The organism is Pseudarthrobacter sp. TE9888 (genome assembly GCF_056279345.1).
Genome location: NZ_JBWBRD010000002.1, coordinates 2686785 through 2712275 on the forward strand (window position 1 = coordinate 2686785; position 25491 = coordinate 2712275).

The following is a 25491-nucleotide window of genomic DNA, read 5'->3' on the forward strand; positions in this document are numbered from 1 at the left end:
TTCGAGATTGGTCAGAGTTTTGAAACTTGAGCTTCGAGGGATCACCAAACGCTTTGGGACGCTGCTGGCCAACGACCACATCGACGTGGTGGTTGAGCCCGGGCAGATCCATTGCCTCCTTGGTGAGAACGGGGCGGGCAAGTCCACCCTGATGAACGTGCTCTACGGGCTGTACGAGCCCTCCGAAGGCGACATCCTCATCGACGACAAGCCCGTCACCTTCCGGGGCCCGGGCGATGCCATGGCCGCGGGAATAGGCATGGTGCACCAGCACTTCATGCTGGTGCCGGTCTTTACCGTGGCTGAGAACGTGGCCCTCGGCGCCGAACCCACCAAGGCCGCCGGTTTCCTGAACCTGGACCAGACCCGGCAGCGCATCAAGGAGATCTCGGACCAGTACGGGTTCGACGTGGACCCGGACGCCCTGGTGGAGGACCTGCCGGTAGGGGTGCAGCAGCGGGTGGAGATCATCAAGGCGCTGGTCCGCAATGCCAAGGTCCTGATCCTTGACGAACCCACGGCCGTCCTCACGCCGCAGGAGACCGACGAACTCCTGGACATCATGCGGCAGCTCAAGTCCCGCGGCACGTCCATCGTCTTCATCTCGCACAAGCTGCGCGAGGTCAAGGCGGTCTCGGACACCATCACCGTGATCCGCCGCGGCAAGGTGGTGGGCACCGCCGATCCTGCCGCCTCCACCACCGAGCTTGCCTCGATGATGGTGGGCCGCGCCGTCAGCCTGACCCTGGACAAAGCCCCCGCCCAGCCCAGGGAAACCACCTTCGAAGTCCGCGACCTCACCGTCGTCGCCCCCAACGGTCAGCACGTGGTGGACCACCTCAGCTTCAACATCAAGCGCGGCGAAATCCTTGCCATCGCTGGAGTCCAGGGGAACGGGCAGACCGAACTCACCGAAGCCATCCTCGGCCTGCAGGAGCGGGTCACCGGCTCCATCGTCCTGGACGGCAACGAACTCGTGGGCCGCTCCGTCAAGGAAGTCCTCGATGCCGGCGTCGGGTTCGTCCCCGAAGACCGCAAGGTGGACGGCCTGGTGGGCACCTTCTCCGTGGCCGAAAACCTGATCCTGGACCTCTATGACAAGCCGCCCTTTGCCAAGGGGATCAGCATGAGCCCGGCGCGGATCATGGAGAACGCCAAGGCCCGCATCGGTGAATTCGACGTCCGCACACCGTCGGCGGCCGCAGCAGCAGGGACCCTCTCCGGCGGAAACCAGCAAAAACTGGTGATGGCCAGGGAACTGTCCCGCCCGCTGCGCCTCTTCATCGCTTCCCAGCCCACCCGCGGCGTGGACGTCGGCTCCATCGAGTTCCTGCACCGGCGGATCGTCGCCGAAAGGGACCAGGGCACACCCGTGATGATCATTTCCACCGAGCTTGATGAAGTCATGGAACTGGCCGACCGCATCGCCGTGCTCTACAAGGGCAAACTGGTGGGCACCGTTCCCGCCGGAACCAGCCGGGACGTCCTGGGCCTCATGATGGCGGGCATCCCGCCGGAAGAACACGCGCCGGAAGAACACGCAGCGGCAAAACACGCACAGACCCCGCAGGCCGGCACCCCGGCCCCTGCCTCCAACGCCCAGGGAGCCGAACATGCCTGAACAGCATCCCACTGAACCCGCACCGGACGGTCAGCCGTCACCGCCGCCCCGCCAGGGCCAGGACGGCTCAGCCGGGGACCAGGCAGCAGCGGTGGTGGCCGTCGATACCGCCGGCGGCGCCATGCAGCCTTCAGCCGTTCCGGCCACGGCCCAGAGCGGGCAGCTGCCTGACGGCTCCAACACTGTCCTGCGCCGGATCTTCACCGGGAGCGGCATGGTGTCCGTGCTGGCTGTGCTGCTCGCGCTGATCCTGGGCGGACTGCTCATCGCGAGCACCGACAAGCAGGTAGCCACCACCGCGGGCTACTTCTTTGCCCGGCCCACCGACATGCTGGCCGCGGTCTGGAACGCTGCCACCCGCTCCTACATTGCCCTGTTCCAGGGATCGGTGTTCAACCCCCGCGGCAACGGGGTGGCAGCACAGTTTGCCCCCTTCATGGAAACCCTCACCATCGCCACGCCGCTCATCACGGCCGGCCTGGGCGTGGCACTGGCCTTCCGGGCGGGCCTCTTCAATATCGGTGCGCAGGGCCAGATCATCGTGGCGGGCATTCTTGCCGCCTGGGTGGGCTTCGCGCTGCACCTGCCGGTTGGACTGCACCTGCTGCTGGTACTCGTAGCCGGGATCGTCGGCGGCGCCCTCTGGGGCGGCCTCGCCGGCCTGCTCAAAGCCCGCACCGGAGCCCACGAAGTCATCCTGACCATCATGTTCAACTACATCGCGCTCTACTTCCTGCGCTACCTGCTGAACACCCCCGCCTTCCAGCGGCCGGGGGAGTCGAACCCGATCTCGCCCATCCTGGACCCCAGCGCCGTCTACCCGCAGATACTGGGCAGCCAATACCGGCTGCACCTCGGCTTCATCCTGGCCATCGCCGCCACCGTCCTGGTCTGGTGGCTCCTCAACCGGTCCACCGTTGGCTTCGAATTCCGGGCCGTGGGCGCTAACCCCAATGCCGCGCAGACCGCCGGCATCAACGTCTCCCGGTCTACCATCCTGGTCATGGCCATCGCGGGCGGCCTGGCCGGCATGTCCGGCGTGGCCCAGGTTGCCGGCACCGAGAAGGTCCTCACCGACGGCGTCGCCGCCACGTACGGGTTTGACGCCATCACCGTGGCTCTCCTGGGGCGTTCGACGCCGTGGGGCACCTTCGCTGCAGGCCTGCTGTTCGGCGCCTTCCGCGCCGGGGCAGTCCAGATGCAGATCCAGACCGGCACCCCCATCGACATCGTCCTGGTGGTGCAGTCCCTCATAGTCCTTTTCATCGCCGCACCGCCGCTGGTGCGGGCCGTCTTTGGCCTGAACCCGCGGCGCAGGAAGCCCGCGCGCGCAGCCAAGTCCGGGCAGGCAGCCACAACCGGAGGTGCCGCATGAGCACAACAGTTTCCTCGTCCAGGCCCGGCAGCCCGCAGCCCGGAGGTGCCAAACCGGCTGCACCTGCCGCAGCGTTGTCGGCCAAGCCGGTCAGCTGGAAGACCCCGGTCCTGCTGGCCGTGTTCGCCCTGGTCTCGCTGGTGTTCTTCGGCTTCCTGGCGCCCAGCCAGACGGCCAGTTTCGGCATCTCCACCGGGGGCGACTTCTTTCAGCTCCCGGCCGTGGAAGTCAACGCTTTCGCAGGCGGCATTGTCCTGTCGGTGCTCCTGCTGGGCCTCGCCGGATACGCGCTCTTCCTCAAGACAAAGAACCGGCCGGCCCCCGGCTGGGTTGCGGTCACCTTCATCGTCGTCTTCGTGGCGGCCTTCCTCATCTGGGTTGTGGGCGGGGCCCGCACGCCAGCCATCTCGCTCGCCGGCCTGATCGCCGGATCCGTGACGCTGGCGGTTCCGCTCGTGTTCGGCTCGCTGTCCGGCGTCCTGTGCGAGCGCGTGGGCGTGGTCAATATCGCCATCGAGGGCCAACTCCTGGGCGGGGCGTTCACCGCAGCCATCGTGGCCAGCATGACCCACAACGCCTTCATCGGGCTGCTGGCGGCCGCCGTTGCCGGCGCGGTGGTGTCCATGGTCCTGGCACTGTTCAGCATCAAGTACCTGGTCAACCAGATCATCGTCGGCGTCGTCCTGAACGTGCTGGTCTCCGGCGTGACGGGCTTCCTCTTCAGCACTGTCATGCAGGCCAACAAAGCGCAGTTCAACTCCCCGCCGGGCCTGGACGTCATCGACATCCCCGTGCTGTCCGCCATCCCGATCATCGGGCCCATCCTGTTCCGGCAGTCGCTGGTGGGCTACCTCATGTACGTGGCCGTCGCAGTGGTCTGGGTTGGCCTGTTCAAGACCAGGTGGGGCCTGCGCGTGCGCGCAGTAGGGGAGCACCCGCAGGCGGCGGACACCCTGGGCATCAATGTCAACGCCACCCGGTTCTGGAACGTCACCCTGGGTGGTGCCGTAGCGGGCATCGGCGGGTCCTTCTTCACCCTCGTGGCCATCGACAGCTTCACCAAGGAAATCTCCGGCGGCCGCGGCTTCATCGCGCTGGCCGCGCTCATCTTTGGCCGCTGGAACCCGGTGGGCGCCTTCTTCGCGGCACTTCTGTTCGGGTTCGCGGACAACCTGCAGAGCATCGTGACCATCATCGGCACGCCGGTGCCCAGCCAGTTCATGGCCATGCTGCCCTACCTGGTGACCGTCCTCGCCGTCGCCGGCCTGGTGGGCAAGTCCCGGGGACCGGCCGCCAGCGGCATTCCCTACGTCAAGGGATGACGGCCGTGGACCAGGCACAAGAAAGCCACCCACCAGCAGGCGGGGCGCAGCCCGTGGACTGGGCAGCCCTTGAGGCCGCCGCGGCCGCCGCCATGAAAAATGCCTACGCCCCGTATTCAAAGTTTCCGGTGGGAGCCGCGGCCCTGACGGTTGACGGCCGGATCGTCAGCGGCTGCAACGTGGAGAACGCCAGCTACGGACTGACCCTTTGCGCGGAGTGCGTCCTGGTGGGAGAACTGCAGATGACCGGCGGCGGGCTCCTGCGGGCCTTCTACTGCGTGGACGGGGAGGGCACCGTCCTCATGCCCTGCGGCCGGTGCCGGCAGCTGCTGTACGAATTCAGCGCCCACGGCATGCAACTGATGACCGGCCAAGGCATCAAAACCATGGACCAGGTGCTGCCCGACGCCTTTGGTCCCGAACACCTCGAGGAGACCCGGTGACCGACACCAAAGCCGAAGCGTTCGACGCCGTCGACATCATCCGTACCAAGCGGGACAAGGGGACCCTGAGCCCGGAACAGATCGACTGGACCATCGACGCGTATACCCGCGGGGCCATCGCGGACGAGCAGATGGCCGCCCTGAACATGGCCATCCTGCTCAACGGCATGGACCGCGCCGAAATCGCCCGCTGGACAGCTGCCATGATCGCCTCCGGGGAGCGGATGGACTTCTCCAGCCTCCGGCGTCCCGACGGCGGCCTGAAATACACCACCGACAAGCACTCCACCGGTGGGGTAGGGGATAAGATCACGCTCCCGCTGGCGCCACTGGTGGCGGTGTTCGGCGTCGCCGTTCCGCAGCTTTCCGGCCGCGGGCTGGGGCACACCGGCGGCACCCTGGACAAACTGGAGTCCATCCCGGGCTGGCGCGCGGACCTCAGCAACGAGGACATGCTCGCCCAACTGCAGGACGTCGGTGCGGTCATCTGCGCCGCCGGTGCCGGCCTGGCCCCGGCGGACAAGAAGCTCTACGCGCTGCGGGACGTCACCGGAACGGTGGAGGCCATCCCGCTGATCGCCTCCTCGATCATGAGCAAGAAGATCGCCGAGGGAACCGGTTCGCTGGTGCTGGACGTCAAGGTGGGCAGCGGCGCCTTCATGAAGGACGAGGCCCGCGCCCGTGAACTCGCCGAAACCATGGTGGCGCTCGGCAAGGATGCCGGGGTCAACACCGTTGCACTGCTGACCAACATGAACACGCCCCTGGGCCTGACCGCCGGCAACGCGATCGAGGTTGCGGAGTCCGTGGAGGTCCTGGCCGGCGGCGGCCCGGAGGACGTTGTCGAACTCACTGTCCGGCTCGCCGAGGAGATGCTCGCCTGTGCAGGGGTCCACGACGCCGATCCCGCCGCTGCCCTCAAGGACGGACGGGCCATGGACGTGTGGAACCGGATGATCACCGCCCAGGGCGGCGACCCCCGCGCCGCGCTGCCGGTGGCCAGGGAATCCGACGTCGTCTACGCTCCCGCGGACGGGGTGCTGGTGGAACTGGACGCGCTCGCCGTCGGCGTGGCCGCCTGGCGGCTGGGTGCCGGCCGTGCCCGCAAGGAGGACACCGTGCAGGCCGGGGCGGGGGTGCGCATGCATGCCAAGCCCGGGGCCACCGTGCGGGCCGGCGAACCGCTGATGACCCTGCTCACCGATACCCCGGAACGGTTTGCCCGCGCCCGGGAAGCCCTGGAACACGCCGTGGTCATCGCTCCGGAAGGTTCGCGGCCCGCACAGCAGCTCATCATCGACCGCATCGCGTAGGAACCCATGCAGGCCATCAATGACTTCATCCTCGCCGCGGCGGGCCAGCCGTGGGTGCTGGTCCTGGTGCTGGCCTGCTGCATCATTGACGGATTCTTTCCGCCGGTTCCCAGCGAATCCGTGGTGGTGGGCCTCGCCGCCGTCGCCGCCACCGCGGATGTTCCCCATCCGCTGCTGCTGATACTGGTCGCAGCAGCGGGTGCCTTCCTCGGGGACAATATCGCCTACCTTCTGGGCCGCCGGGTGGGCACCCGCCGCTGGTCGTGGATGCGCGGGCCGCGGATGCAAAGCGCATTCCGCTGGGCCGGCCAGGAGCTGCGCAAGCGGCCGGCATCGCTGATCCTGGTGGCCCGGTTCATACCCATCGGCAGGGTGGCGGTCAACCTGACCGCCGGCGTCACGCACTACCCGCACCTGCGGTTCGTGGGCCTCACCGTCCTTTCGGCCAGCCTGTGGGCAGGCTACTCGGTGGCGATCGGGCTTTTCTTTGGGCAGTGGTTTGAGGACAACCACATCCTGGGCGCAGCAATTGCCATTGTCTGCGCCGTAGCGCTGGGCATCCTGGTGGACCTGCTGATCAACAAACTCCGCGGCAAGCCCAACGTGGTGGAGCGCATCCGGGAACCCGGGACATGACCCGCGCGTTTAAGGGGTAATTCCGGGCATTGGGGCGTAGCGGACAGGGCCCGGGGCGTGGGACACTTAGGAACGATTTCCGCTTTGGCTGCGGCACTTTGGCTGTGTCATTTTTATACAGGAGCAACACCGCGTGGAGTTTATTAATGAGGCCGTGCTCCATGCAGCGGGCCAGTGGTGGATCTACCCGGCGCTGCTGGTGTTCTTCTTCGTGGACGGCTTCGCCATGGTGGTCCCCAGCGAGACCCTCATCGTTGCCCTCGCGGCCTTCTCGCGGCACAGCGGCGAACCCAATCTCTGGATCCTGGGCCTCACTGCCCTGGTCGGCGCCATTGCCGGTGACAACATGGCCTACATTCTCGGCCGCAAGATCGGCCTGGACCGTTGGGGGTGGATGCGCCGGCCCAAGGTCCGGAAAGTCTTCGCCTGGGCCCGCTATGAACTCGAGAAACGCGGCGCGGTACTGATCTTCACCGCCCGCTACATCCCCTGGGGCCGCGTGGCCGTCAACTACGTGGCCGGAAGCACCGGATTCTCGCACCGCAGGTTCTTCGTCTTCGACGCCTTTGCCTGCGTGACCTGGGTGGGCTACTCCCTTGGCATCGGCCTGCTGGCCAGCTCGTTCCCGTGGCTGCACCACAACCCGCTGCTGAGCGCCGGCATCGCCGTCGTCTTCGCCATCGTCCTGGGCGTCGTCATCGACCACACGCTCCGCTGGTGGCATAAACGGCTGGGCCGCCACGACGCACCGGAATCGGACGAACGGTCCGACGAATCCACCGCTCCAGCAAAGGATGGCAGGGCCGGCACGCAGGCCCTCGTGGTGCCGTCGGCAAAGGCCGGTCCCGCCGCCAAATAGCGGCCGGCTTCGAACGGCTGGCTTTGGACTGCGGGCCACCCTAAGGTGGGAACGTGACTGAGCCTATTGTTGACGCCGCCCCTGCCATCGATTTTGACCTGAAGAGCCTGCCCAAAGTCTCCCTCCACGACCACCTGGACGGCGGACTCCGTCCGGCCACCATCATCGAACTGGCGCAGGCCGTTGGCCACACGCTCCCCTCAACGGACCCCGTCGCCCTGGGGCAATGGTTCCGCGAATCAGCCGACTCCGGATCCCTGGTCCGCTACCTGGAGACGTTCGACCACACAGTGGCCGTCATGCAGACCTACGACGGACTGTTCCGGGTAGCCAAGGAATTCGTCGAGGACCTCGCGGACGACGGCGTGGTCTACGGCGAAGTGCGGTGGGCGCCGGAACAGCACCTCCAGAAGGGGCTCAGCCTCGATGAGGCCGTGGAGGCAGTCCAGGACGGACTGGAGGCCGGCGTCGAGGCCGTCTCCGAGACCGGACGCGAGATCCAGGTGGGACAGCTGATCACCGCCATGCGCCACGCCGACCGCGGCCAGGAGATCGCCGAACTCGCCGTGCGCCACCGCAACCAGGGCGCCGTGGGCTTCGACATCGCCGGTGCCGAGGACGGATTCCTGCCCAGCCGGTTCAGGGACGCCTTCACCTACCTCGCCCAGCACAATTTCCCCGCCACCGTGCACGCAGGCGAAGCAGCCGGGCTGGAGAGCATCCAGTCGGCATTGGTGGACGGCCGCGCCCTCCGCCTGGGCCACGGCGTCCGCATCGCCGAGGACATCATGGTGGAATTCGACGACGACGAGGAAGCCGGCGACACCGTTGGCCTGGTCACCCTGGGCGACCTCTCCAGCTGGGTCCGCGACCGCGGCATCGCCCTGGAAATCTGCCCCTCCTCCAACCTGCAGACGGGCGCAATTGCGGAGTTTGGCGCAGGGATTGAAAGCCACCCGCTGGACATGCTCTACCAGCTGGGCTTCAACGTCACCATCAACACCGACAACCGCCTGATGAGCGGCGTCACCCTGACCGACGAGTTCAACCTGCTCGTGGAAACCTTCGACTACGACCTCGACGACCTGCTTGAGCTCACCCTCAACGCCGCCGAGGCATCCTTCCTGCCCTTGGAGGAAAAGGAAGCGCTGGTGGAGTACATCAACGACGCCTACGCCAACCTTGGCTGACCCGGATTTCCGGCCCGGCAGTTCTCCAACCGAAGAACTGCTGGGCCAAATTGCCCGGCTGCGCGAACACTGCCCCTGGATGGGCGCCCTGACGCACGCTTCCCTGGTGGAGTACCTCCTCGAGGAGGCCTACGAAGTGGCCGAGACCATCGAGGAAGGCCACCCCGACGCCGAACTGCAGGGCGAGCTGGGCGACGTGCTGCTCCAGGTGGTTTTGCACGCCCGCCTTGCGGAGGAGCGCGGAGCCTTCACGTTCGACGACGTGGCGCGCGGCCTGGGTGCCAAGATGATCCGCCGGAATCCCCATGTCTTCCGGCCCGACGGCTCCCTGCAGGACACCTTCCCGGCCACCGTGGCGGAGATCGAGCAGAAGTGGGATGCCGTCAAGCGGGCCGAAAAGCCCGAACGGCAGGACCCCTTCGCAGGCATCCCACAGGCACTCCCGGCGCTGGCCAGGGCACAGAAGTCACTGGACCGTGCAGCACGTGCGGGGCTGGAGCTCCCCGAGGGGGCTCCCGTACCTGAAGGCGAGGAGGAGCTCGGAAACCTGCTGCTCGCCGTCGTCCGTTCTGCCAGGGACAGCGGCATGGACGCTGAACGCGCCCTGCGGGACGCCGTCCGCCGCTACCAGCGTGGCCCGTGGGACGAAAGTGACCCCGCGCCATCATGACGTCCCGGCCTTGACCGGTTTGAGTAACCCGGAGCACTCTCGACTAGGCTGGTCCCTGACGAGTACGTCGAGTTTTCTGCCTGATTCCCCCCGTTAATCGCCCATAAGGAGCAAATTCATGGCGCTTATCGATGCCATCCACGCCCGCGAGATCCTCGATTCCCGCGGCAACCCCACCGTTGAAGTTGAAGTCCTGCTGTCGGACGGCCAGATCGGCCGCGCCGCAGTTCCCTCCGGTGCTTCCACCGGTGAGCACGAGGCCGTCGAACTGCGTGACGGCGACAAGGGCCGCTACCTCGGCAAGGGCGTGCAGAAGGCCGTCGACGCCGTGATCGACCAGATCGCCCCCGCCCTGACCGGCTTCGACGCCACCGACCAGCGCAGCATCGACCAGGCCATGCTGGACCTGGACGGCACCCCCAACAAGGGCAAGCTGGGCGCCAACGCCATCCTGGGCGTCTCCCTGGCAGTTGCCAACGCAGCCGCAGCCTCCGCTGACCTGCCGCTCTACAAGTACCTGGGCGGCCCCAACGCCCACGTCCTGCCCGTGCCGCTGATGAACATCCTCAACGGTGGCTCCCACGCCGACTCCGACGTCGACATCCAGGAATTCATGATCGCCCCCATCGGCGCCGAGACCTTCTCCGAAGGCCTGCGCTGGGGCGTTGAGGTCTACCACAACCTCAAGTCCGTGCTGCAGCAGAAGGGCCTGTCCACCGGCCTCGGCGACGAGGGCGGCTTCGCCCCGAACCTGCCGTCCAACCGCGCAGCCCTGGACCTCATCACCGAAGCCATCAAGAACGCCGGCTACACCCCGGGCAAGGACATCGCCCTGGCCCTGGACGTTGCCTCCTCCGAGTTCTACAAGGACGGCGCCTACCAGTTCGAAGGCAAGTCCCTGTCCGCCAGCGACATGAGCGCCTACTACGGCGAACTCGTTGCCGACTACCCGCTGGTCTCCATCGAGGACCCGCTGGACGAGAACGACTGGGACGGCTGGAAGACCCTCACCGACGCCATCGGCGACAAGGTCCAGCTGGTGGGTGACGACCTCTTCGTCACCAACCCCGCCATCCTGCAGCGCGGCATCGACACCCGTACCGCCAACTCCCTGCTGGTCAAGGTCAACCAGATCGGTTCGCTGACTGAGACCCTGGACGCCGTCAGCCTGGCCCAGCGTGCCGGCTACACCACCATCACCTCGCACCGCTCCGGCGAAACCGAGGACACCACCATCGCCGACATTGCTGTGGCCACCAACGCGGGCCAGATCAAGACCGGCGCACCCGCCCGCTCCGAGCGCGTCGCCAAGTACAACCAGCTGCTGCGCATCGAAGAGGAACTGGACGACGCCGCACGCTACGCAGGCCGCAGCGCGTTCCCGCGTTTCAAGGGCTAGTAACCGACTAATCCCATCCGCGGTGGCTATGGTTGAAAGACCATAGCCACCGCTGTTGTTTACAGCAGCATTTGTTCCAGCAACGTTTGCCTGCTGGGACTGTCCAGCACAGATAGTGGCGGCCCGGCAGGCTGCGTTTCAGGAGTGTCATGGCTACCCGCCGCCCCAAAGTTCCCAAGGTCGCCCCCACCCGTCCAGCCAAGGAAACGGCCGACGACGGATCTTCCGCCGGTGCCGAAGTCATCCGGGCGGATTTCCGGCCGGCCAAGGGCGCCCCTGCACCATCGAAGGACCAGCACGGGCGGTCAACAACAGCGGGGCAGCGCGCAGGGACGGCAGGGGAGGCCAAGGCTCCGAAGCCTTCCCCCGGGCGCAAGGGCAGCAGCCCGGTTGACGGCAAGGATCCGGCCCGCGCCGACGAGGAGCAGCATCCCGTCCCCGCGAAGGCGTTTTCCGGGCGCATGCTCGCGCTGGCAGTGGTGATGGTTGCCATCACCATCATGCTGGCGCCCACGGTCAAAGTCTTCTTCGACAAGAAGGCCGAAATCGACGCCCTGAACGCCGATATCGCCGCACGCCAGGCCGAAGGTGACTCCCTCCGCCAGCAGGTTTCGCGGTGGCAGGATCCCAACTACGTGAAGCAGCAGGCCCGCGACCGCATTAACATGGTTATGCCGGGCGAAACCGGCTACTGGGTTTTTGGCAGCGATGAGCCGGCCGGAGAAAGCAGTAGCCCCGCCGGCGCAGCAGCACAAGACCCCGCCGATCTGCCGTGGGTGGATTCCCTGTGGGAGTCCATCAGGCGCGCGGCCACAGACTGAACCGCACAGGAAGGACGGCCCGCGACAGTGGAACACAACACGGCAGCCGCCCGGGACGAATCCCGCCAACCGACAGCACACGATCTTGAAGTACTGAGCAGGCAGCTGGGACGCCCCGTCCGCGACGTCGTGGAAATTCCGGCCCGTTGCGTCTGCGGCAACCCCCTGGTGGCGGCCACCGCGCCCCGCCTCAGCAACGGCACACCGTTCCCCACCACCTTCTACCTGACGCACCCGGTGATCACGTCCGCGGTTTCCAGGCTTGAAGCCGCCGGGGTCATGAACAGCATGAACGACCAGCTGGCCGGCGACGACGGGCTCGCCGCCGCCTACCGGGCAGCCCACGAGGAGTACCTGGCCGCCCGTGAAGCCATCGGCCAGCGTTCGGGCATCGGCCCGGTGCCGGAGATCGACGGCGTCTCCGCCGGCGGGATGCCTGCCCGCGTCAAGTGCCTGCACGTCCTGGTGGGCCACTCCCTGGCGGCGGGCAGCGGCGTCAACCCCTTGGGCGACCAGGCGATCGGGATGATCGCCGAGTGGTGGACTGCTGACAAGTGCTACTGCGACGGCGCCTGGGACACCGCCGGTGAGGCACCTTCCCGCGACCTGAGCCGCCACGGGCCCCAAGGACTGCCGGAGATCGTGGGCCGTCCCGCCCCGGTCCGGAAATCCGCCGGCACCACGGGGGTGCCCGAATGAGCCGCGTGGCCGCCATCGACTGCGGCACCAATTCCATCCGGCTCCTGATCGCCGACATCGACCGCAGCAACGGAAGCACGGTCCTCACCGACGTCCACCGCGAAATGCGCGTGGTCCGGCTCGGGCAGGGCGTGGACGCCACCGGCGAGCTCGCCCCGGAGGCGCTGGAGCGCACCCTCGCCGCAACAGCCGATTATGCCCGCCTCATCAAGGAACATGGCGCAGAAGGGCGGGTCCGCTTCGTTGCCACGTCCGCCAGCCGCGACGCGCGCAACCGCGATGTCTTCGTGGACGGCGTCAGGGAACTGCTGGGCTTGGAACCGGAGGTTATCTCCGGGGACGAGGAAGCGGCATTATCCTTTGCCGGGGCCAGCAGTGTCCTGCCCGTCCTCGACGGCCAGCAGGTGCTCGTGGTGGACCTCGGCGGGGGAAGCACCGAGTTCGTCCTGGGAACTTCCGCAGGAGTCACGGCCGCCAAGTCCGTGGACATTGGCTGTGTCCGGCTGACCGAACGGCACCTGCGCAACGATCCGCCCACCGCCGGACAGATCGCCGCTGCGGAAGCCGACGTGGACGAAGCCATGGCCCGCGCCGGCCGTGACGTGCCGCTGGAACGCGCCACCGCCGTCGTCGGTGTCGCCGGCTCCGTCACCACCATCACCGCCCATGCGCTGCGCCTGCCGGAATATTCGCCGGACGCCATCCACGGTGTGGAGCTTCCGATTCGGAAGATCGGCGACGCCGCCACCGACCTGCTGGAAATGACCCGCGCCGGCCGGGCGGCCCTGCCCTACATGCACCCCGGGCGGGTCGACGTCATCGGTGCCGGGGGACTGGTGTGGCGGCGCATCCTGCAACGGATGGGGGAACTGACCGGCGGGAGAATCACCGCAGCCACGGCAAGCGAGCACGACATCCTTGACGGCATCGCACTGAGCATCGGGTAGCCCATGCATTCCACCCCAGCTTCAACCCCGTTTCTTTCCCGAACCGTGGCCGCCGCAGTGGCGGTCCTCCTGGCTGCCTGCTGCCTCTGTGCCGGCCTGTTCACCGCCCCGTCCGCACGTGCCGACGAATGGCGGGACAAGGAATACTGGCTGGCGGACTCGGGCATCACCAAGGCCTGGGAGGTGTCGAAGGGCGCCGGCGTGAAAGTGGCCATCATCGACAGCGGCATCGACGCCCAGCACCCGGACCTCAAAGGCTCCGTTGTGGGCGGCTACGACGCGTCCGGCTCGGGCCAGCCGGACGGCCAGAAGAGCGTCGGCTCCAAGCCCGAACACGGCACCCTCGTGGCCACCATGCTGGCAGGGCGCGGACACCAACCCGCCAGCGCCAGCCCCAGTCCCAGCCCGGGACCGGCAGTTCCTCCGGACGGCATCATGGGTGTGGCACCCGAAGCGCAGCTGCTCTCCGTCTCCACCTGGCTGGGGTCGGCCAACCCCTCCGGCAAGAGCGACCAGGACCAGATTCCGGAGGCGGTCCGCTGGGCGGTGGACAACGGCGCCAAGGTCATCAACATCTCGCTCGGCAGCACCACGCCGCAATGGCCGCAAAGCTGGGATGCCGCCTTCCTTTACGCCGAACAGAAGGACGTGGTCATCGTGGCCGCCGCCGGAAACCGGGTAGGCGGCAACACCCAGGTAGGCGCCCCGGCCACCATTCCCGGCGTGCTGACCGTCGCCGGCCTGGACCGCAAGAACGTGGCCAGCGTGGACGCTTCGTCGCAGGGCATCAGCATCGGGGTGGCTGCCCCCGCCGAGAACCTCCTCGGCGGGCTCCCCGGCGGCGGCTACGCGGAATGGGCCGGCACGTCCGGATCCACCCCCATCGTGGCCGGCGTGGCCGCCTTGATCCGGTCCAAGTGGCCGGACATGAGCGCCGAACAGGTCATCAACAGGATCGTCTCAACGGCCAAGGACGCCGGTGCCCCGGGCAAGGATCCGCTCTACGGCTACGGCATCCTCAATGCCGAGGCGGCGCTCAAGGCCGACGTTCCGGAGGCCACCGTCAATCCGTTGGGCACCATCGCCGAGTGGATCCGCGTGCACCGGCGCGGCAACGCCGCTCCGGCAGCCCCGCTGCCAACCGCAACGTCAGTGCCCAGCGCCGCACCCACGCTGCCGGAAGCCACCGTTCCCGCAGCCAAGGCCCCGTCACAGCGGGACAGTGCCATTGGCGCCGCCGTCGTCATCGGTTTTGCGGTCCTGTTCGTGGTGATCATCGCGGCCGCTGCCATCCAGCTCCGCAGGGCTGCCCGCAACGGCTCCCCGGCCGTTGAAGAACCGGATACCGGGGTGATGGAAAGCGTGCAGCCACGCCGGAATCCGCAGGTTCCGGAGGCGTCCGACGGCTAGTGAAGATTTTCACAAACTCCTGTATCCTTAAACAATGGCAACCACCCCACAGCTCCAGGACCGTCCCAGGGTACTCGTCGTCGGCGGCGGGTACGTCGGCCTCTACGTAGCACTGAAACTGCAGAAGAAGATCGCGAATGCCGGTGGCATCGTCACCGTCGTGGATCCACTGCCCTACATGACTTACCAGCCCTTCCTCCCCGAGGTTGCCGGCGGCAACATTGAAGCCCGCCACGCGGTGGTCTCCCACCGCCAGCACCTCAAGCAGACCGAACTCATCCAGGGCCGCGTGACGTCGATCGACCACGTCAACCGGACGGCCGTGGTGGCTCCGGCCGACGGCGGCGAGAACTTCGAGGTTCCTTACTTTGACGTCGTGCTCGCAGCCGGCGCCATCACCCGCACCTTCCCCATCAAGGGGCTGGCGGACAAGGGCATCGGCCTGAAGACCATCGAGGAAGCCGTTGCCCTTCGCAACAAGCTCCTGGAGCGCATCGAGGTTGCCTCAACCATGACGGACCCCGCCGCACGCGCCCGGGCCCTCACGTTCGTCGTTGTCGGTGGCGGCTTCGCCGGCATCGAGTGCATCACCGAGATGGAAGACCTCGCCCGCGCCGCCGTGCGCAACAACCCCCGCATCAAGCAGGAGGAAGTCCGCTTCGTCCTGGTTGAAGCCATGGGCCGCATCATGCCCGAGGTTACCGCCAAGCAGGCCGACTGGGTGGTTGAGCACCTGCGCAGCCGCGGCATCGAGGTACTCCTGAACACCTCGCTGGACAGCGCCGAAGGCAGCCTGAAGCTGATCAACCTTCCGGACAAGACCCCCGCCCAGGAGTTCGAGGCCGACACCCTCGTGTGGACCGCCGGCGTGCAGGCGAACCCGATGGTGCGCTCCACCGACTTCCCGCTCGAGCCCCGCGGCCGCGTCCGCGTCCTGCCGGACCTGCGCATCGCCGGCGATGAAGGCATCGTGGAGAACGCCTGGGCAGCCGGCGACATCGCCGCTGTTCCCGACCTCACCGGCAAGGGCCTGCCGGACGGCACCTGCGTCCCCAACGCCCAGCACGCCCTGCGCCAGGCCAAACGCCTCGCCAAGAACCTGTGGGCTTCCCGCTGGGACAAGCCGCTGGCGGACTACAAGCACAAGAACCTTGGTGCTGTGGCCGGCTTCGGCGAGTGGAAGGGCGTTGCCAACATCAACCTGCTGGGCCGGATCGGCCTCAAGGGCGGCCTCGCCTGGCTGGCCCACCGCGGCTACCACGGCATGGCCATGCCCACGGTGGAGCGCAAGTTCCGCGTCATCCTGAACTGGATCATCGGCTTCTTCGCCGGACGCGACACCACGCAGCTGATGGACCTGGACAACCCGCGAGGCGCCTTCGTCTCGGCGGCCACTCCGGCCCCCAAGCCAGCCGCTGCGCCCGCAGCAGTGCCGGCCGGCGGCTCCAGCGCCACCGCCGCTCCCAAGGAAACCGTGGCGGCCAACGCCAAGTAGCGCGTCTGCTCCACCACGCCCGACGGCGGCCGTCCCCTTTGCGGGCCGGCCGCCGTCGGCGTTTCCAGCCAATGCGTCACGGGCAGGTACCATTGACCCGGCGCCCCAGTAGCCCAATTGGCAGAGGCAGCGGACTTAAAATCCGCGTGTTGTGGGTTCGAGTCCCACCTGGGGTACACCTTGTCCCTTCCGTCGTCCGGAGGGTTGGCACACCTGGAAGCCGCCTGCACCAGCAGGCGGCTTCCCGCGTTTAATTCCACATAGGAAACGACTGTTATAAGGCTGTGACCTCTGTCACTTAGTTTCGCTGCTGTCTATGCATTAGCTTGAAGCTAAATCAGGAATTCCTGGTCCAATTCCGGGCGCCGAAGCGCCCCATTGATCCGCACGCGCATCGCATGGCCCTGTTTCGGAAGGCAGACAAATGTACCGAAAGAAAGTCCTCACCTCGTTGGCAGCGGCAGCCACATTCAGCATGCTGCTGTCGGCCTGCGCCAACCAGGCGGGCCCTGGCACCACCGAAAGCTCCGGCTCGTCCAGCAAGGTGAACATCCCCGCCATTTCGAAAGTCGATGTCCCCGCCGGTGCGGTCAAGCCGGCCGGTGACGGCAAGGCAACCTGCCCCGCGACCACCACGCTGGCCTACGCAGGCGCGCAGACCGGGCCCAACGCCCAGCTCGGCGTCAACATCTTCAACGGCATCCAGCTGGCCATCGACCAGCACAACAAGTCCAACCCCGGCTGCCAGGTCCAGTTCAAGAAGTTCGACACTGAAGGCGACCCCAACAAGGCCACCGGCCCCGTCACCCAGCTGGTGAGCGAGCCGGACATCGTGGGTGTGATCGGCCTGCCGTTCTCCGGCGAGTCCAAAGCTACGGGCAACATCTTCGAGCAGAAGGGCCTGGTCCACATCACCCCGTCGGCCACCAACCCCACGCTGACCCAAAACGGCTGGACCACCTTCTTCCGCGGCCTCGGCAATGACGCCGTCCAGGGCCCCGCAGCCGCCAAGTTCCTCACCGGCAAGCTCGGCGCGAAGAAGGTGTACCTGGTCCAGGACGACTCCGACTACGGCATTGGCCTGGGAACCTCCACCTCCGCCGGCCTGGGCAGCGCCCTGGCCGGAACCGAGAAGGTCACCACGGGGCAGAAGGACTTCTCCGCTGTGATCTCCAAGATCATGAACGCCAAGGCGGACGCCGTGTTCTACGCCGGCTACTACGCCGAAGGCGCCCCCTTCGACCAGCAGCTGGTGGGCAAGGGCTTCAACGGTACGTTCGTGGCACCTGACGGTGTCAAGGACGACCAGTTCATCAAGCAGGCGGGCGACGCTTCCAACAACGCCTACTTCACCTGCCCCTGCCTCCCCGGCGAACTCATCCCCGATTTCGCCTCCGCCTACAAGGACGTTTCCAAGGGAGCAGAACCCGGAACGTACTCGATCGAAGGCTACGACGCCGCAACCGTCCTGCTCTCCGGTATCGACGCCGGCAAGCAGAGCCGTGCGGACCTGCTGTCCTGGGTCAAGGCCTACGACAAGGACGGCCTGAGCAAGCACTACAAGTGGGATGACAAGGGCGAGCTCCAGGCCCCGACCGTCTACGGCTACAAGGTGGAAAACGGAAAGATCGTTCCCATCGGCCCCATCGGGGAGTAGCAGCCACGCGGGAACCGGCTGTGGGGGCCAGCAACAGCGGCCCCCACAGCCTTTTCTTCGCTTGGCAGCAGCCCAGGACCGAACTACGTCAATAGACACAAGTCCCACGGCCGGGCCCACAAGGCCGCGTGCAACTGGATCAGGATGTTCCCATGCTTCCCACTCTCGTCCCACTGCTCCCGACGGAAAACGACTGGATCACCTTCGACATACCGTCCCTGGCCCAGAACTTCTGGAGCGCCACCTTTGACGGCCTCACTTTCGGGGCCATCTACGCACTCGTAGCACTCGGCTATACCCTGGTTTACGGCGTTCTGAACCTGATCAACTTCGCCCACTCCGAAGTGTTCATCGTTGGCTGCTACGCCGTCTTCTTTACCCTCAGCACCCTTGGCTTCGGCCCCTCGGCACCCCGGCTCGATATCTGGGCCATCATCCTGAACCTGCTGTTGGCGCTGGTCCTTGCCATGGTGGCCTCAGCGGTGACAGCTTTCCTGCTGGAGCGGATCGCCTACAAACCCCTGCGGCAACGGAACGCGCCCCGCCTGGTCTTCCTGATCACGGCCATTGGTGCTTCCTTCACCATCCAGTACCTCATCTACCTGTGGCGCGGTCCCAGCCCCGAACTGGCCCTGACCATGTTCCGGCCCACCCCCATTTTCGACGTCTTCGGTACCATCGTCGATTCGCAGCAGCTGGTGATCATCATCGCCGCCGTCATCATGATGGTGGGCATCGACAGGTTCATCAGCAAGTCGCGCACTGGCCGCGGCATCCGGGCAGTGGCCCAGGACCCTGACACCGCCACATTGATGGGCGTCAACAAAGAGCGCATCATTATTACCACCTTCGTCATCGGAGGCCTGCTCGCAGGAGCCGCCGCCTTGTTCTATGTCATGAAGATCCCGTCCGGCGTCCAGTACAGCGGTGGCTTCGTCCTGGGCATCAAGGCCTTCGCTGCCGCGGTGCTTGGCGGCATCGGCAACGTGCGCGGGGCACTGCTGGGCGGACTGCTCCTTGGCCTGATCGGCAACTACGGCCAGATCCTGCTGGGCAACTCGCAGTGGACCGACGTCGTGGCGTTCGTGGTCCTGGTGCTCGTGCTGCTGCTGCGGCCCGAAGGCATCCTGGGAACCTCCCTCGGAAGGAGCAAGGCATGAGTATGACGGACGGCCCCACGCCGCTGCAGACAGCGGCCGACCAACAGGCAGCAGAGGACCGCGAAGCATCATCGAAGGCCGCCGGCAAGAGCGACCACCGCCCGAGCGGAAAGCGCAGGTCCGGCTACTTTTCGGACCGTTGGCACGCCTTGTCCCGCCAGCAGCAGTGGGCCTTCCTGGTGGTCGTCGTGGTTCTGGCCTACCTGCTTCCACTGCTCAACCCGCCCATCATCACCACAGAGCCCGGCAACAACTTCGCGCTTGCCTGCTTCGACATGGCCCGGTTCGCGCTCATCGCCGTCGGCCTCAACGTGGTCGTCGGGTACGCCGGCCTGCTGGACCTCGGATACGTCGCCTTCTTTGCGGTGGGTTCGTACGTTGCCGCCATGCTGACCAGCCCGGATTCGCCCTACCTGCACATCCCTTACCTGTGGACGCTTCCGGTGGCCATGGCAGTCACCATGTTCTTCGGCGTCATGCTGGGCGTGCCCACACTCCGGCTGAGGGGCGATTATCTGGCCATTGTGACGCTCGGCTTCGGGGAGATCATCCGCATCCTGGCCACCATCATTCCTGCAATGAAGGGCCAGGTGGGTTTCCAGAACGTCGGCCACCCGCCGGGTGATGGGGCTGACGGTACGCCCATCTTCTCCAACTCAAACGGTGTGCCCTGGTACTGGCTGACCTTGACCATCATCATCATCGTCACCCTCCTGGTGGGCAACCTGGAACGCAGCCGGGTGGGCCGCGCCTGGATTGCCATCCGCGAAGACGAGGACGCCGCCGAAATCATGGGTGTCCCCACCTTCAAGTACAAGGTGTGGGCCTTCGCCATCGGTGCTGCCGTCGGCGGGCTTTCCGGAGCACTCTTCGCCGGGCAGGTGGGGTTCGTCAACAACCAGAAGTTCGACGTCACCACCTCCATCCTGTTCCTCGCCGCCGTCGTGCTGGGCGGTGCCGGCAATAAGGTGGGCGCCATCCTGGGTGGAGCCCTGGTCAGCTACATCCCGCTTAGGTTCACGGCCATTGCGGAATACAAATACCTGATCTTCGGGATCGCCCTGGTGCTGATCATGATCTTCCGCTCCCAGGGGCTGTTGCCCGCGCGGCAGCGGCTGCTTGCCTACGGCAGGACGGCCCTGAACAAGGTCACCAGCCGTGAAGGTTCCGAGCCCAAAGACAAAGACCAACCACCGGCCGGCCCCGAAACACCGTTGGCCGGACAGAGAGGAGCGGAGGCATGAGCTCCGAGGAAAGGCATGCGGGCTCCGGCAGCGTCGGGGAGCAGCCGGCCCAGCAAAGCCCGGGACGCCACAGCGCGGACCAGAACAGCCAGGTTCAGGAGGATTCGGCGGCCCCGATTGCGCCGGAGCTGGACATGGAGGCCCTCGCCGAGGCCGGCGTGGACCAGGAACTGGCCGAGAAGGTGGCCCCGGACCGCGATATCGCGGTCAAGGTGGGCGACAACATCGTGGAGGTGCAGAACCTGACCATCAAGTTCGGCGGCCTGGTGGCGCTGGACAACATCAGCTTCAACATCAGGCGCGGTGAGATCCTGGGACTGATTGGGCCCAACGGCGCCGGCAAGACCACCTGCTTCAATGCGATGACCGGCGTGTACAAGCCCACCAGCGGAAAAGTGGTGCTGGAGGGACAGGTCCTGAACGGCATCAAGCAGCACAAGATCACCCGGCTGGGCCTGTCCCGCACGTTCCAGAACATCAGGTTGTTCGGTGAGATGACCGCCCTCGAGAACGTGGTGGTGGGCCTGGACGCGCGGCACCGGACCAGCGTGGGCGGCGCGCTGCTGCGCCTTCCCACCCACATCCGGGAGGAGAAATCCGCAATCGAGCGCGGCATGGCCCTGTTGGACTTCGTGGGTATCGGCAGCCATGCGCATGTCCTGTCCCGGCAACTGCCCTACGGCTACCAGCGCAGGCTTGAGATTGCACGGGCCCTGGCCACTGACCCGAAGGTGCTCTGCCTGGACGAGCCCGCGGCCGGCTTCAACCCGGCCGAAAAGGAGGAACTGATGGCCCTCATCCGCACCATCAGGGACGAGGGCTACACCGTGCTGCTGATCGAGCACGACATGAAACTCGTCATGGGCGTGACCGACCGGATCGTCGTGCTGGAATTCGGGAAAAAGATCGCGGACGGGCTGCCGCGCGAAATCCGCGAAGACCCGCGTGTTATTGCTGCTTACCTAGGGGAGCCTGAAGATGACGTTGCTTGAACTTGAGGGAGTTTCCGTCCACTACGGCCGCATCCAGGCCCTGCGGGACATCTCCTTCACCGTCAACGAAGGCGAAGTGGTGGCACTCATCGGTGCCAACGGCGCCGGCAAGACCACCACCATGCGGACCATCTCCGGCCTGCTGAACTGCACTGAAGGCAAGATCACCTTCGAGGGCCAGGACATCACCAAAATGAAGGCCCACATCCGGGTGGTCCACGGCATCTCGCAGGCCCCGGAAGGACGCGGCATTTTCCCTGGCATGACCGTCATGGAAAACCTCGACATGGGAACGTTCGGCCGCAAGGACAGAAGCGGAGTGTCCAAGGACCTGGACCGGGTCTTCGACCTGTTTCCGCGGTTGAAGGAGCGGGAAAAGCAGTACGGGGGGACCATGTCCGGTGGTGAGCAGCAGATGCTGGCCATCGGCAGGGCCCTGATGTCCAACCCGAAACTGCTGCTGCTCGATGAGCCGTCCATGGGCCTGGCGCCGCAGTTCATCCGCCAGATCTTCAAGATCATCAAGGAGATCAACAACCAGGGAACCACGGTCCTGATGGTGGAGCAGAACGCCAACCAGGCCCTTGCCGGAGCCCACCGGGCTTTCGTGCTCGAGACGGGGGAGATCACCCACAGCGGCACCGGCAAGCAGTTGTTGGAGGACCCCTCCATCAAGGAGGCGTACCTGGGCGTAGGCTAGCCTGCCCGATGGGGCCCGGTACCCACCGTGGCAACGGTCACGGTTCGGTTGCAACCGGGCCCCATGGGAACTTTCGCGGCGGCCCCCACGTGGGAATTGGTAGCGTAACAAAAAGCTCATCACCCACACCCACATGGAGGAATCCCGCAATGGCACTTGGCGGCAACCCGATCTTCAACGGAAAGAGTTTCCGTGGAGCCACCCAGGCACCGCCTGTCCCGCAGGCTCCCTATGGCGCTCCCTACGGCCAGCAGCCGTACGGCCAGGCCTCCTACGGCCAGCAGCCTTATGGCCAACAGGGTTGGGGCACCCAGCCGCAGAGCATGACCGACGAGCAGCTGCGGCAGATGTACAGCCAGCCCTCGGCAGGCCCCGCGGACACCGGCCGGATGACGTTCGACGACGTCATCATGAAGACCGCCGCATGCCTGGCCGCGGTGATTGCCGGCGCAGCAGTCACCCTGGTGGTGGCGCAGGGCCTGGCTTCCCTGCTGATGGTGGTCGGTGCGCTGGGCGGATTCGTCCTGGCGCTGGTCAACACCTTCAAGAAGCAGCCCTCGCCGGCGCTGATCCTGGCCTACGCCGCCCTGGAGGGCCTGTTCCTTGGCGGCCTGACCCGCATCCTGGACGGGATGTTCCCCGGCGTCGGGCTGCAGGCCGTCATCGGCACGCTCTCGGTGTTCGCCGTGACGCTGCTCCTGTTCAAGAGCGGCAAGGTCCGGGCCACCCCGAAGGCCATGCGGTTCTTCATGATCGCTCTTATCGGCTACGCCGTCTTTGCGCTGATCAACATGGTCATGATGTGGACTGGCGCCGTGCAGAGCCCGTTTGGCCTGCGCACCTCCTTCGAGATCTTCGGCATCCCGCTGGGCGTCTTCATCGGCCTGCTGGCCATCGGCCTCGCCGCCTTCTCGCTGATCATGGACTTCACCAGCATCGAGGCGGGCGTCCGCAGCGGCGCCCCGCAGCGGTTCTCCTGGACGGCGGCGTTCGGCCTCACGGTCACGCTGGTCTGGCTGTACGTGGAGATCATCCGCCTGCTGGCCATCCTGCGCGGCGACGACTAGGCACTACGGCAACTTCCGCCGTCGTACTTTAATTGACCGTGGGCCCCACCGAACCGGTGGGGCCCACGGTCATTTAGTGCGAGGCCTGCCTAGGCGACCCGCATGGCTCCGGCTGCAGGGGAGACCGTGAAGATGTCCGGGGCCGCAAAGCCGGCGTCCGCGAAAGCCTTCACGACGGCGTCGCGCACCTTTTGTTCGGCGTCCACCGGGGTCAGGGCAATGGCTGCCCCGCCGAAGCCTCCGCCGGTCATGCGGGCACCGATGGCGCCGTTGGCCCGGGAGGTGTCCACGGCCAGGTCCAGCTCAGGGCATGAAATTTCGAAATCGTCCCGCATGGACGCGTGGCTGGCGTCCAGCAGGGGGCCGATGGCGCTTGGGCCGGGCCCGCCCAGCAACTCCACGGTCTGGAGCACCCTGTCATTCTCGGTGACCACGTGCCGCACCCGACGGAACGTGACCTCGTCCAGCAGCCCGCTGGCCTCCTCAAGGTCCGCAACCTCCAGGTCCCGCAGGGCCTTCACCCCCATTACCTCGGCGCCGAGCTCGCACGATGCCCGCCGTGAGGCGTAACCGCCGTCGGCGTGGGAGTGCGACACCTTGGTATCGATCACCAGGAGCACCAGGCCGGCGGGTTCGGTTTGAAACGGGACCAGGCGCGCCGCCTGGTCCCGGCAGTCCAGGAACACTGCATGGCCCTTGGAGCCGCGCAGGGACGCGGACTGGTCCATGATTCCGGTGGGCGCACCCACAAAGTCGTTCTCCGCCCGCTGGGTTGCCAGCACCATGTCCTCGGCCGCAAGCCCGGCGCCGGTGAGGTCGTTGAGTGCGGTGATGACAGCGCATTCGATGGCGTGCGACGACGACAGGCCCGCACCCAGCGGGACGTTTGAGTCGAGGAGCAGGTCCAGGCCCGGGACGCCGGTGCCCCGTTCCTGGAGGGCCCACATGACGCCCAGGGGGTATTTGGTCCACCCCTTGGCGGTTCCGGGCTGCAGTGACTCCAGCGAGGTGGTGACCAGGCCCTGGTCACCGTAGGTCGACAACAGGCGGACGGTGGAGTCCGGCCGGACAGCCACGGCCACCCGGGCGGTGCGGTCGATGGCGAAGGGCAGCACGAAGCCTTCGTTGTAGTCCGTGTGTTCGCCGATGAGGTTCACCCGTCCCGGCGCCTGCCACACACCGTCGGGAGCGCCGCCGAACTCCTGTTCGAAACGTGCCGCCAGCCCCTTCGCCGCGGCTCCGGCATCGTTGCCGTGGTACTGGGTGCTCACGCGTGTGCTCCTTCCGTGGTGGCCGCGGGGGCGGCAGCAGGGGTGGACGACGGCGGCACGGCAACACTGCGCAGCCGTTCCGCCACGACTTCGGGGGTGGTGTCGTTGATGAAGGCGCCCATCGCCGCTTCCGACCCGGCCAAGTACTTCAGCTTATCGGCTGCCCTGCGCGGGGATGTCAGCTGGAGGTGGAGGTAGCCCGCCGGCCGCAGGACCGCGTCCAGCGGCGCCTGGTGCCAGGCCGAGATGTACGGGGTGGGCGTGGGATACAGGGCGTCCACCCGCTTGAGCAGGTCCAGGTAGACATGGGCCAGTTCATCCTTCTCCTCCCCGCCCAGTGCGGCGAGGTCGGGGACCTGGCGGTGCGGAACCAAGTGGATCTCCAGCGGCCACCGGGCAGCGAAGGGTACATAGGCGCTGAAGTGCTTTCCTTCCACCACCATCCTGCTGCCGTCCTCCCGCTCAGCGCGGAGCAGGGAACCGGTGAGGGTATCCCGGCCATCCCTGGCGTCATAGTACCTCCGGGCCGCCGCACCCAGGACACCGGCGCGCGGCGTCACGTAGGGGTAGGCGTAGATCTGTCCGTGTGGATGGTGCAGGGTCACGCCGATGTCCGCGCCGCGGTTCTCGAACGGAAACACCTGCCTGATGCCCGTCATCGCACTAAGGGCAGCGGTGCGCTGCGCCCACGCCTCGACCACGGTCCGGGACCGCTCCTGGCTCAGCCCGCTGAAGGACCCGGTGTGGTCCGGAGTGAAAGACACCACCTCGCAGCGGCCGTAGGCAGGGCCTTTGGTGCCCCACGCGGCATCCTCCGGAACCGGCCCCAGCGCCGGTCCCAGGGAGGGAAACCGGTTTTCGAAAACCACCACGTCATAGTCGGCGGCAGGAATTTCGGAAGCATTCCCGGGGGTGGTGGGGCAGATGGGGCACTGGTCCGCCGGCGGCAGGTGGGTGCGGGCCTGGCGGTGCGCTGCGATGGCCACCCACTCGTCGGTCAGTGCGTCGAAACGGACCTCTCCGGGTTCCGCCCGTGGCGGGAGGCCGCGGTGGTCGGTCGTGAAGTGCGCCGAACGCGGGACGCTGGTGCCGGCGTCGTCGAAGTAGAACAGCTCCCGGCCGTCGGAGAGATTGGTGCTGGTGATCCCTGTCATGGAAAAAGTTTGGCACAAACGATCAAAAATGAATAGTTAAGAACAA

At 66.5% G+C, this 25491-nt stretch carries 23 protein-coding genes and 1 tRNA gene; 22 read left to right on the forward strand and 2 right to left on the reverse strand.

The features are described 5' to 3' along the window. The first annotated feature begins 19 nt into the window (after positions 1–19). The 22 genes from ACZ9J7_RS13065 to ACZ9J7_RS13170 all read left to right on the forward strand — a co-directional run bounded on the left by ACZ9J7_RS13065 (position 20) and on the right by ACZ9J7_RS13170 (position 23020). The gene (locus tag ACZ9J7_RS13065) at positions 20–1621 is read left to right on the forward strand and encodes an ABC transporter ATP-binding protein (protein WP_476209952.1); all 1602 of its coding nucleotides are present in this window, start codon (positions 20–22) and stop codon (positions 1619–1621) included. Continuing rightward, complete coding sequence (locus ACZ9J7_RS13070) at positions 1614–2996, forward strand: ABC transporter permease (RefSeq protein WP_476209954.1); 1383 nt, start codon at positions 1614–1616, stop codon at positions 2994–2996. The genes ACZ9J7_RS13065 and ACZ9J7_RS13070 overlap by 8 nt, the downstream gene beginning before the upstream one ends. Then, positions 2993–4318 carry an ABC transporter permease gene (locus ACZ9J7_RS13075; protein ID WP_476209956.1) on the forward strand — a complete coding sequence of 442 codons (1326 nt, stop codon included), beginning with the start codon at positions 2993–2995 and terminating at the stop codon, positions 4316–4318. Before ACZ9J7_RS13070 ends, ACZ9J7_RS13075 begins: the two co-directional genes overlap by 4 nt. Further along, complete coding sequence (locus tag ACZ9J7_RS13080) at positions 4315–4761, forward strand: cytidine deaminase (protein ID WP_476209958.1); 447 nt, start codon at positions 4315–4317, stop codon at positions 4759–4761. The genes ACZ9J7_RS13075 and ACZ9J7_RS13080 overlap by 4 nt, the downstream gene beginning before the upstream one ends. After that, complete coding sequence (locus ACZ9J7_RS13085; protein WP_476209960.1) at positions 4758–6074, forward strand: thymidine phosphorylase; 1317 nt, start codon at positions 4758–4760, stop codon at positions 6072–6074. Before ACZ9J7_RS13080 ends, ACZ9J7_RS13085 begins: the two co-directional genes overlap by 4 nt. Before the next feature lie 6 nt (positions 6075–6080). Beyond that, positions 6081–6710, forward strand: coding sequence for a DedA family protein (locus ACZ9J7_RS13090; RefSeq protein ID WP_476209962.1), 630 nt, complete (start codon positions 6081–6083; stop codon positions 6708–6710). A 133-nt stretch (positions 6711–6843) separates the two neighbouring features. Continuing rightward, entirely contained in the window at positions 6844–7569 is a 726-nt protein-coding gene (locus ACZ9J7_RS13095; RefSeq protein ID WP_476209964.1) for a DedA family protein, read from the forward strand. Positions 7570–7622: 53 nt separating this feature from the next. After that, complete coding sequence (locus ACZ9J7_RS13100; protein WP_476209965.1) at positions 7623–8759, forward strand: adenosine deaminase; 1137 nt, start codon at positions 7623–7625, stop codon at positions 8757–8759. Between the two features lie 79 nt (positions 8760–8838). Beyond that, complete coding sequence (locus tag ACZ9J7_RS13105; protein WP_476211854.1) at positions 8839–9429, forward strand: MazG nucleotide pyrophosphohydrolase domain-containing protein; 591 nt, start codon at positions 8839–8841, stop codon at positions 9427–9429. A 118-nt stretch (positions 9430–9547) separates the two neighbouring features. Beyond that, entirely contained in the window at positions 9548–10828 is a 1281-nt protein-coding gene (gene eno, locus ACZ9J7_RS13110; RefSeq protein ID WP_307429247.1) for a phosphopyruvate hydratase, read from the forward strand. A 149-nt stretch (positions 10829–10977) separates the two neighbouring features. Further along, positions 10978–11649 (forward strand): FtsB family cell division protein, encoded by a 672-nt coding sequence (locus ACZ9J7_RS13115; protein ID WP_476209967.1) that lies wholly within the window; start codon positions 10978–10980, stop codon positions 11647–11649. A 27-nt stretch (positions 11650–11676) separates the two neighbouring features. After that, positions 11677–12348, forward strand: coding sequence for a DUF501 domain-containing protein (locus ACZ9J7_RS13120; RefSeq protein WP_476209969.1), 672 nt, complete (start codon positions 11677–11679; stop codon positions 12346–12348). Then, positions 12345–13295, forward strand: coding sequence for a Ppx/GppA phosphatase family protein (locus ACZ9J7_RS13125; RefSeq protein WP_476209970.1), 951 nt, complete (start codon positions 12345–12347; stop codon positions 13293–13295). Before ACZ9J7_RS13120 ends, ACZ9J7_RS13125 begins: the two co-directional genes overlap by 4 nt. A 3-nt stretch (positions 13296–13298) precedes the next feature. Continuing rightward, a complete protein-coding gene (locus tag ACZ9J7_RS13130) occupies positions 13299–14705 on the forward strand; it encodes a S8 family serine peptidase (RefSeq protein WP_476209972.1) in 1407 nt (468 codons plus the stop codon). Between the two features lie 34 nt (positions 14706–14739). Then, a complete protein-coding gene (locus ACZ9J7_RS13135) occupies positions 14740–16200 on the forward strand; it encodes an NAD(P)/FAD-dependent oxidoreductase (RefSeq protein ID WP_476209973.1) in 1461 nt (486 codons plus the stop codon). Between the two features lie 102 nt (positions 16201–16302). Next, a tRNA-Leu gene (locus ACZ9J7_RS13140) sits at positions 16303–16376 on the forward strand. A 248-nt stretch (positions 16377–16624) separates the two neighbouring features. After that, complete coding sequence (locus ACZ9J7_RS13145; RefSeq protein WP_476209975.1) at positions 16625–17857, forward strand: branched-chain amino acid ABC transporter substrate-binding protein; 1233 nt, start codon at positions 16625–16627, stop codon at positions 17855–17857. A 152-nt stretch (positions 17858–18009) separates the two neighbouring features. After that, positions 18010–19017, forward strand: a complete 1008-nt coding sequence (locus ACZ9J7_RS13150; RefSeq protein WP_476209976.1) for a branched-chain amino acid ABC transporter permease — start codon at positions 18010–18012, stop codon at positions 19015–19017. Then, positions 19014–20261 carry a branched-chain amino acid ABC transporter permease gene (locus ACZ9J7_RS13155; RefSeq protein ID WP_476209978.1) on the forward strand — a complete coding sequence of 416 codons (1248 nt, stop codon included), beginning with the start codon at positions 19014–19016 and terminating at the stop codon, positions 20259–20261. The genes ACZ9J7_RS13150 and ACZ9J7_RS13155 overlap by 4 nt, the downstream gene beginning before the upstream one ends. Beyond that, on the forward strand, positions 20258–21253 hold the full coding sequence (locus ACZ9J7_RS13160; RefSeq protein ID WP_476209979.1) for an ABC transporter ATP-binding protein: 996 nt from the start codon (positions 20258–20260) through the stop codon (positions 21251–21253). Before ACZ9J7_RS13155 ends, ACZ9J7_RS13160 begins: the two co-directional genes overlap by 4 nt. Continuing rightward, complete coding sequence (locus ACZ9J7_RS13165) at positions 21240–21953, forward strand: ABC transporter ATP-binding protein (protein WP_476209981.1); 714 nt, start codon at positions 21240–21242, stop codon at positions 21951–21953. The genes ACZ9J7_RS13160 and ACZ9J7_RS13165 overlap by 14 nt, the downstream gene beginning before the upstream one ends. Before the next feature lie 149 nt (positions 21954–22102). Beyond that, a complete protein-coding gene (locus tag ACZ9J7_RS13170) occupies positions 22103–23020 on the forward strand; it encodes a Bax inhibitor-1/YccA family protein (protein WP_476209983.1) in 918 nt (305 codons plus the stop codon). 89 nt (positions 23021–23109) lie between these two features. Here ACZ9J7_RS13170 and galK read toward each other — a convergent pair whose 3' ends face one another. Then, positions 23110–24291 (reverse strand): galactokinase, encoded by a 1182-nt coding sequence (gene galK, locus ACZ9J7_RS13175; protein WP_476209985.1) that lies wholly within the window; start codon positions 24289–24291, stop codon positions 23110–23112. Continuing rightward, a complete protein-coding gene (galT, locus tag ACZ9J7_RS13180) occupies positions 24288–25445 on the reverse strand; it encodes a galactose-1-phosphate uridylyltransferase (protein ID WP_476209987.1) in 1158 nt (385 codons plus the stop codon). Before galT ends, galK begins: the two co-directional genes overlap by 4 nt. Between the last annotated feature and the right edge of the window lie 46 nt (positions 25446–25491).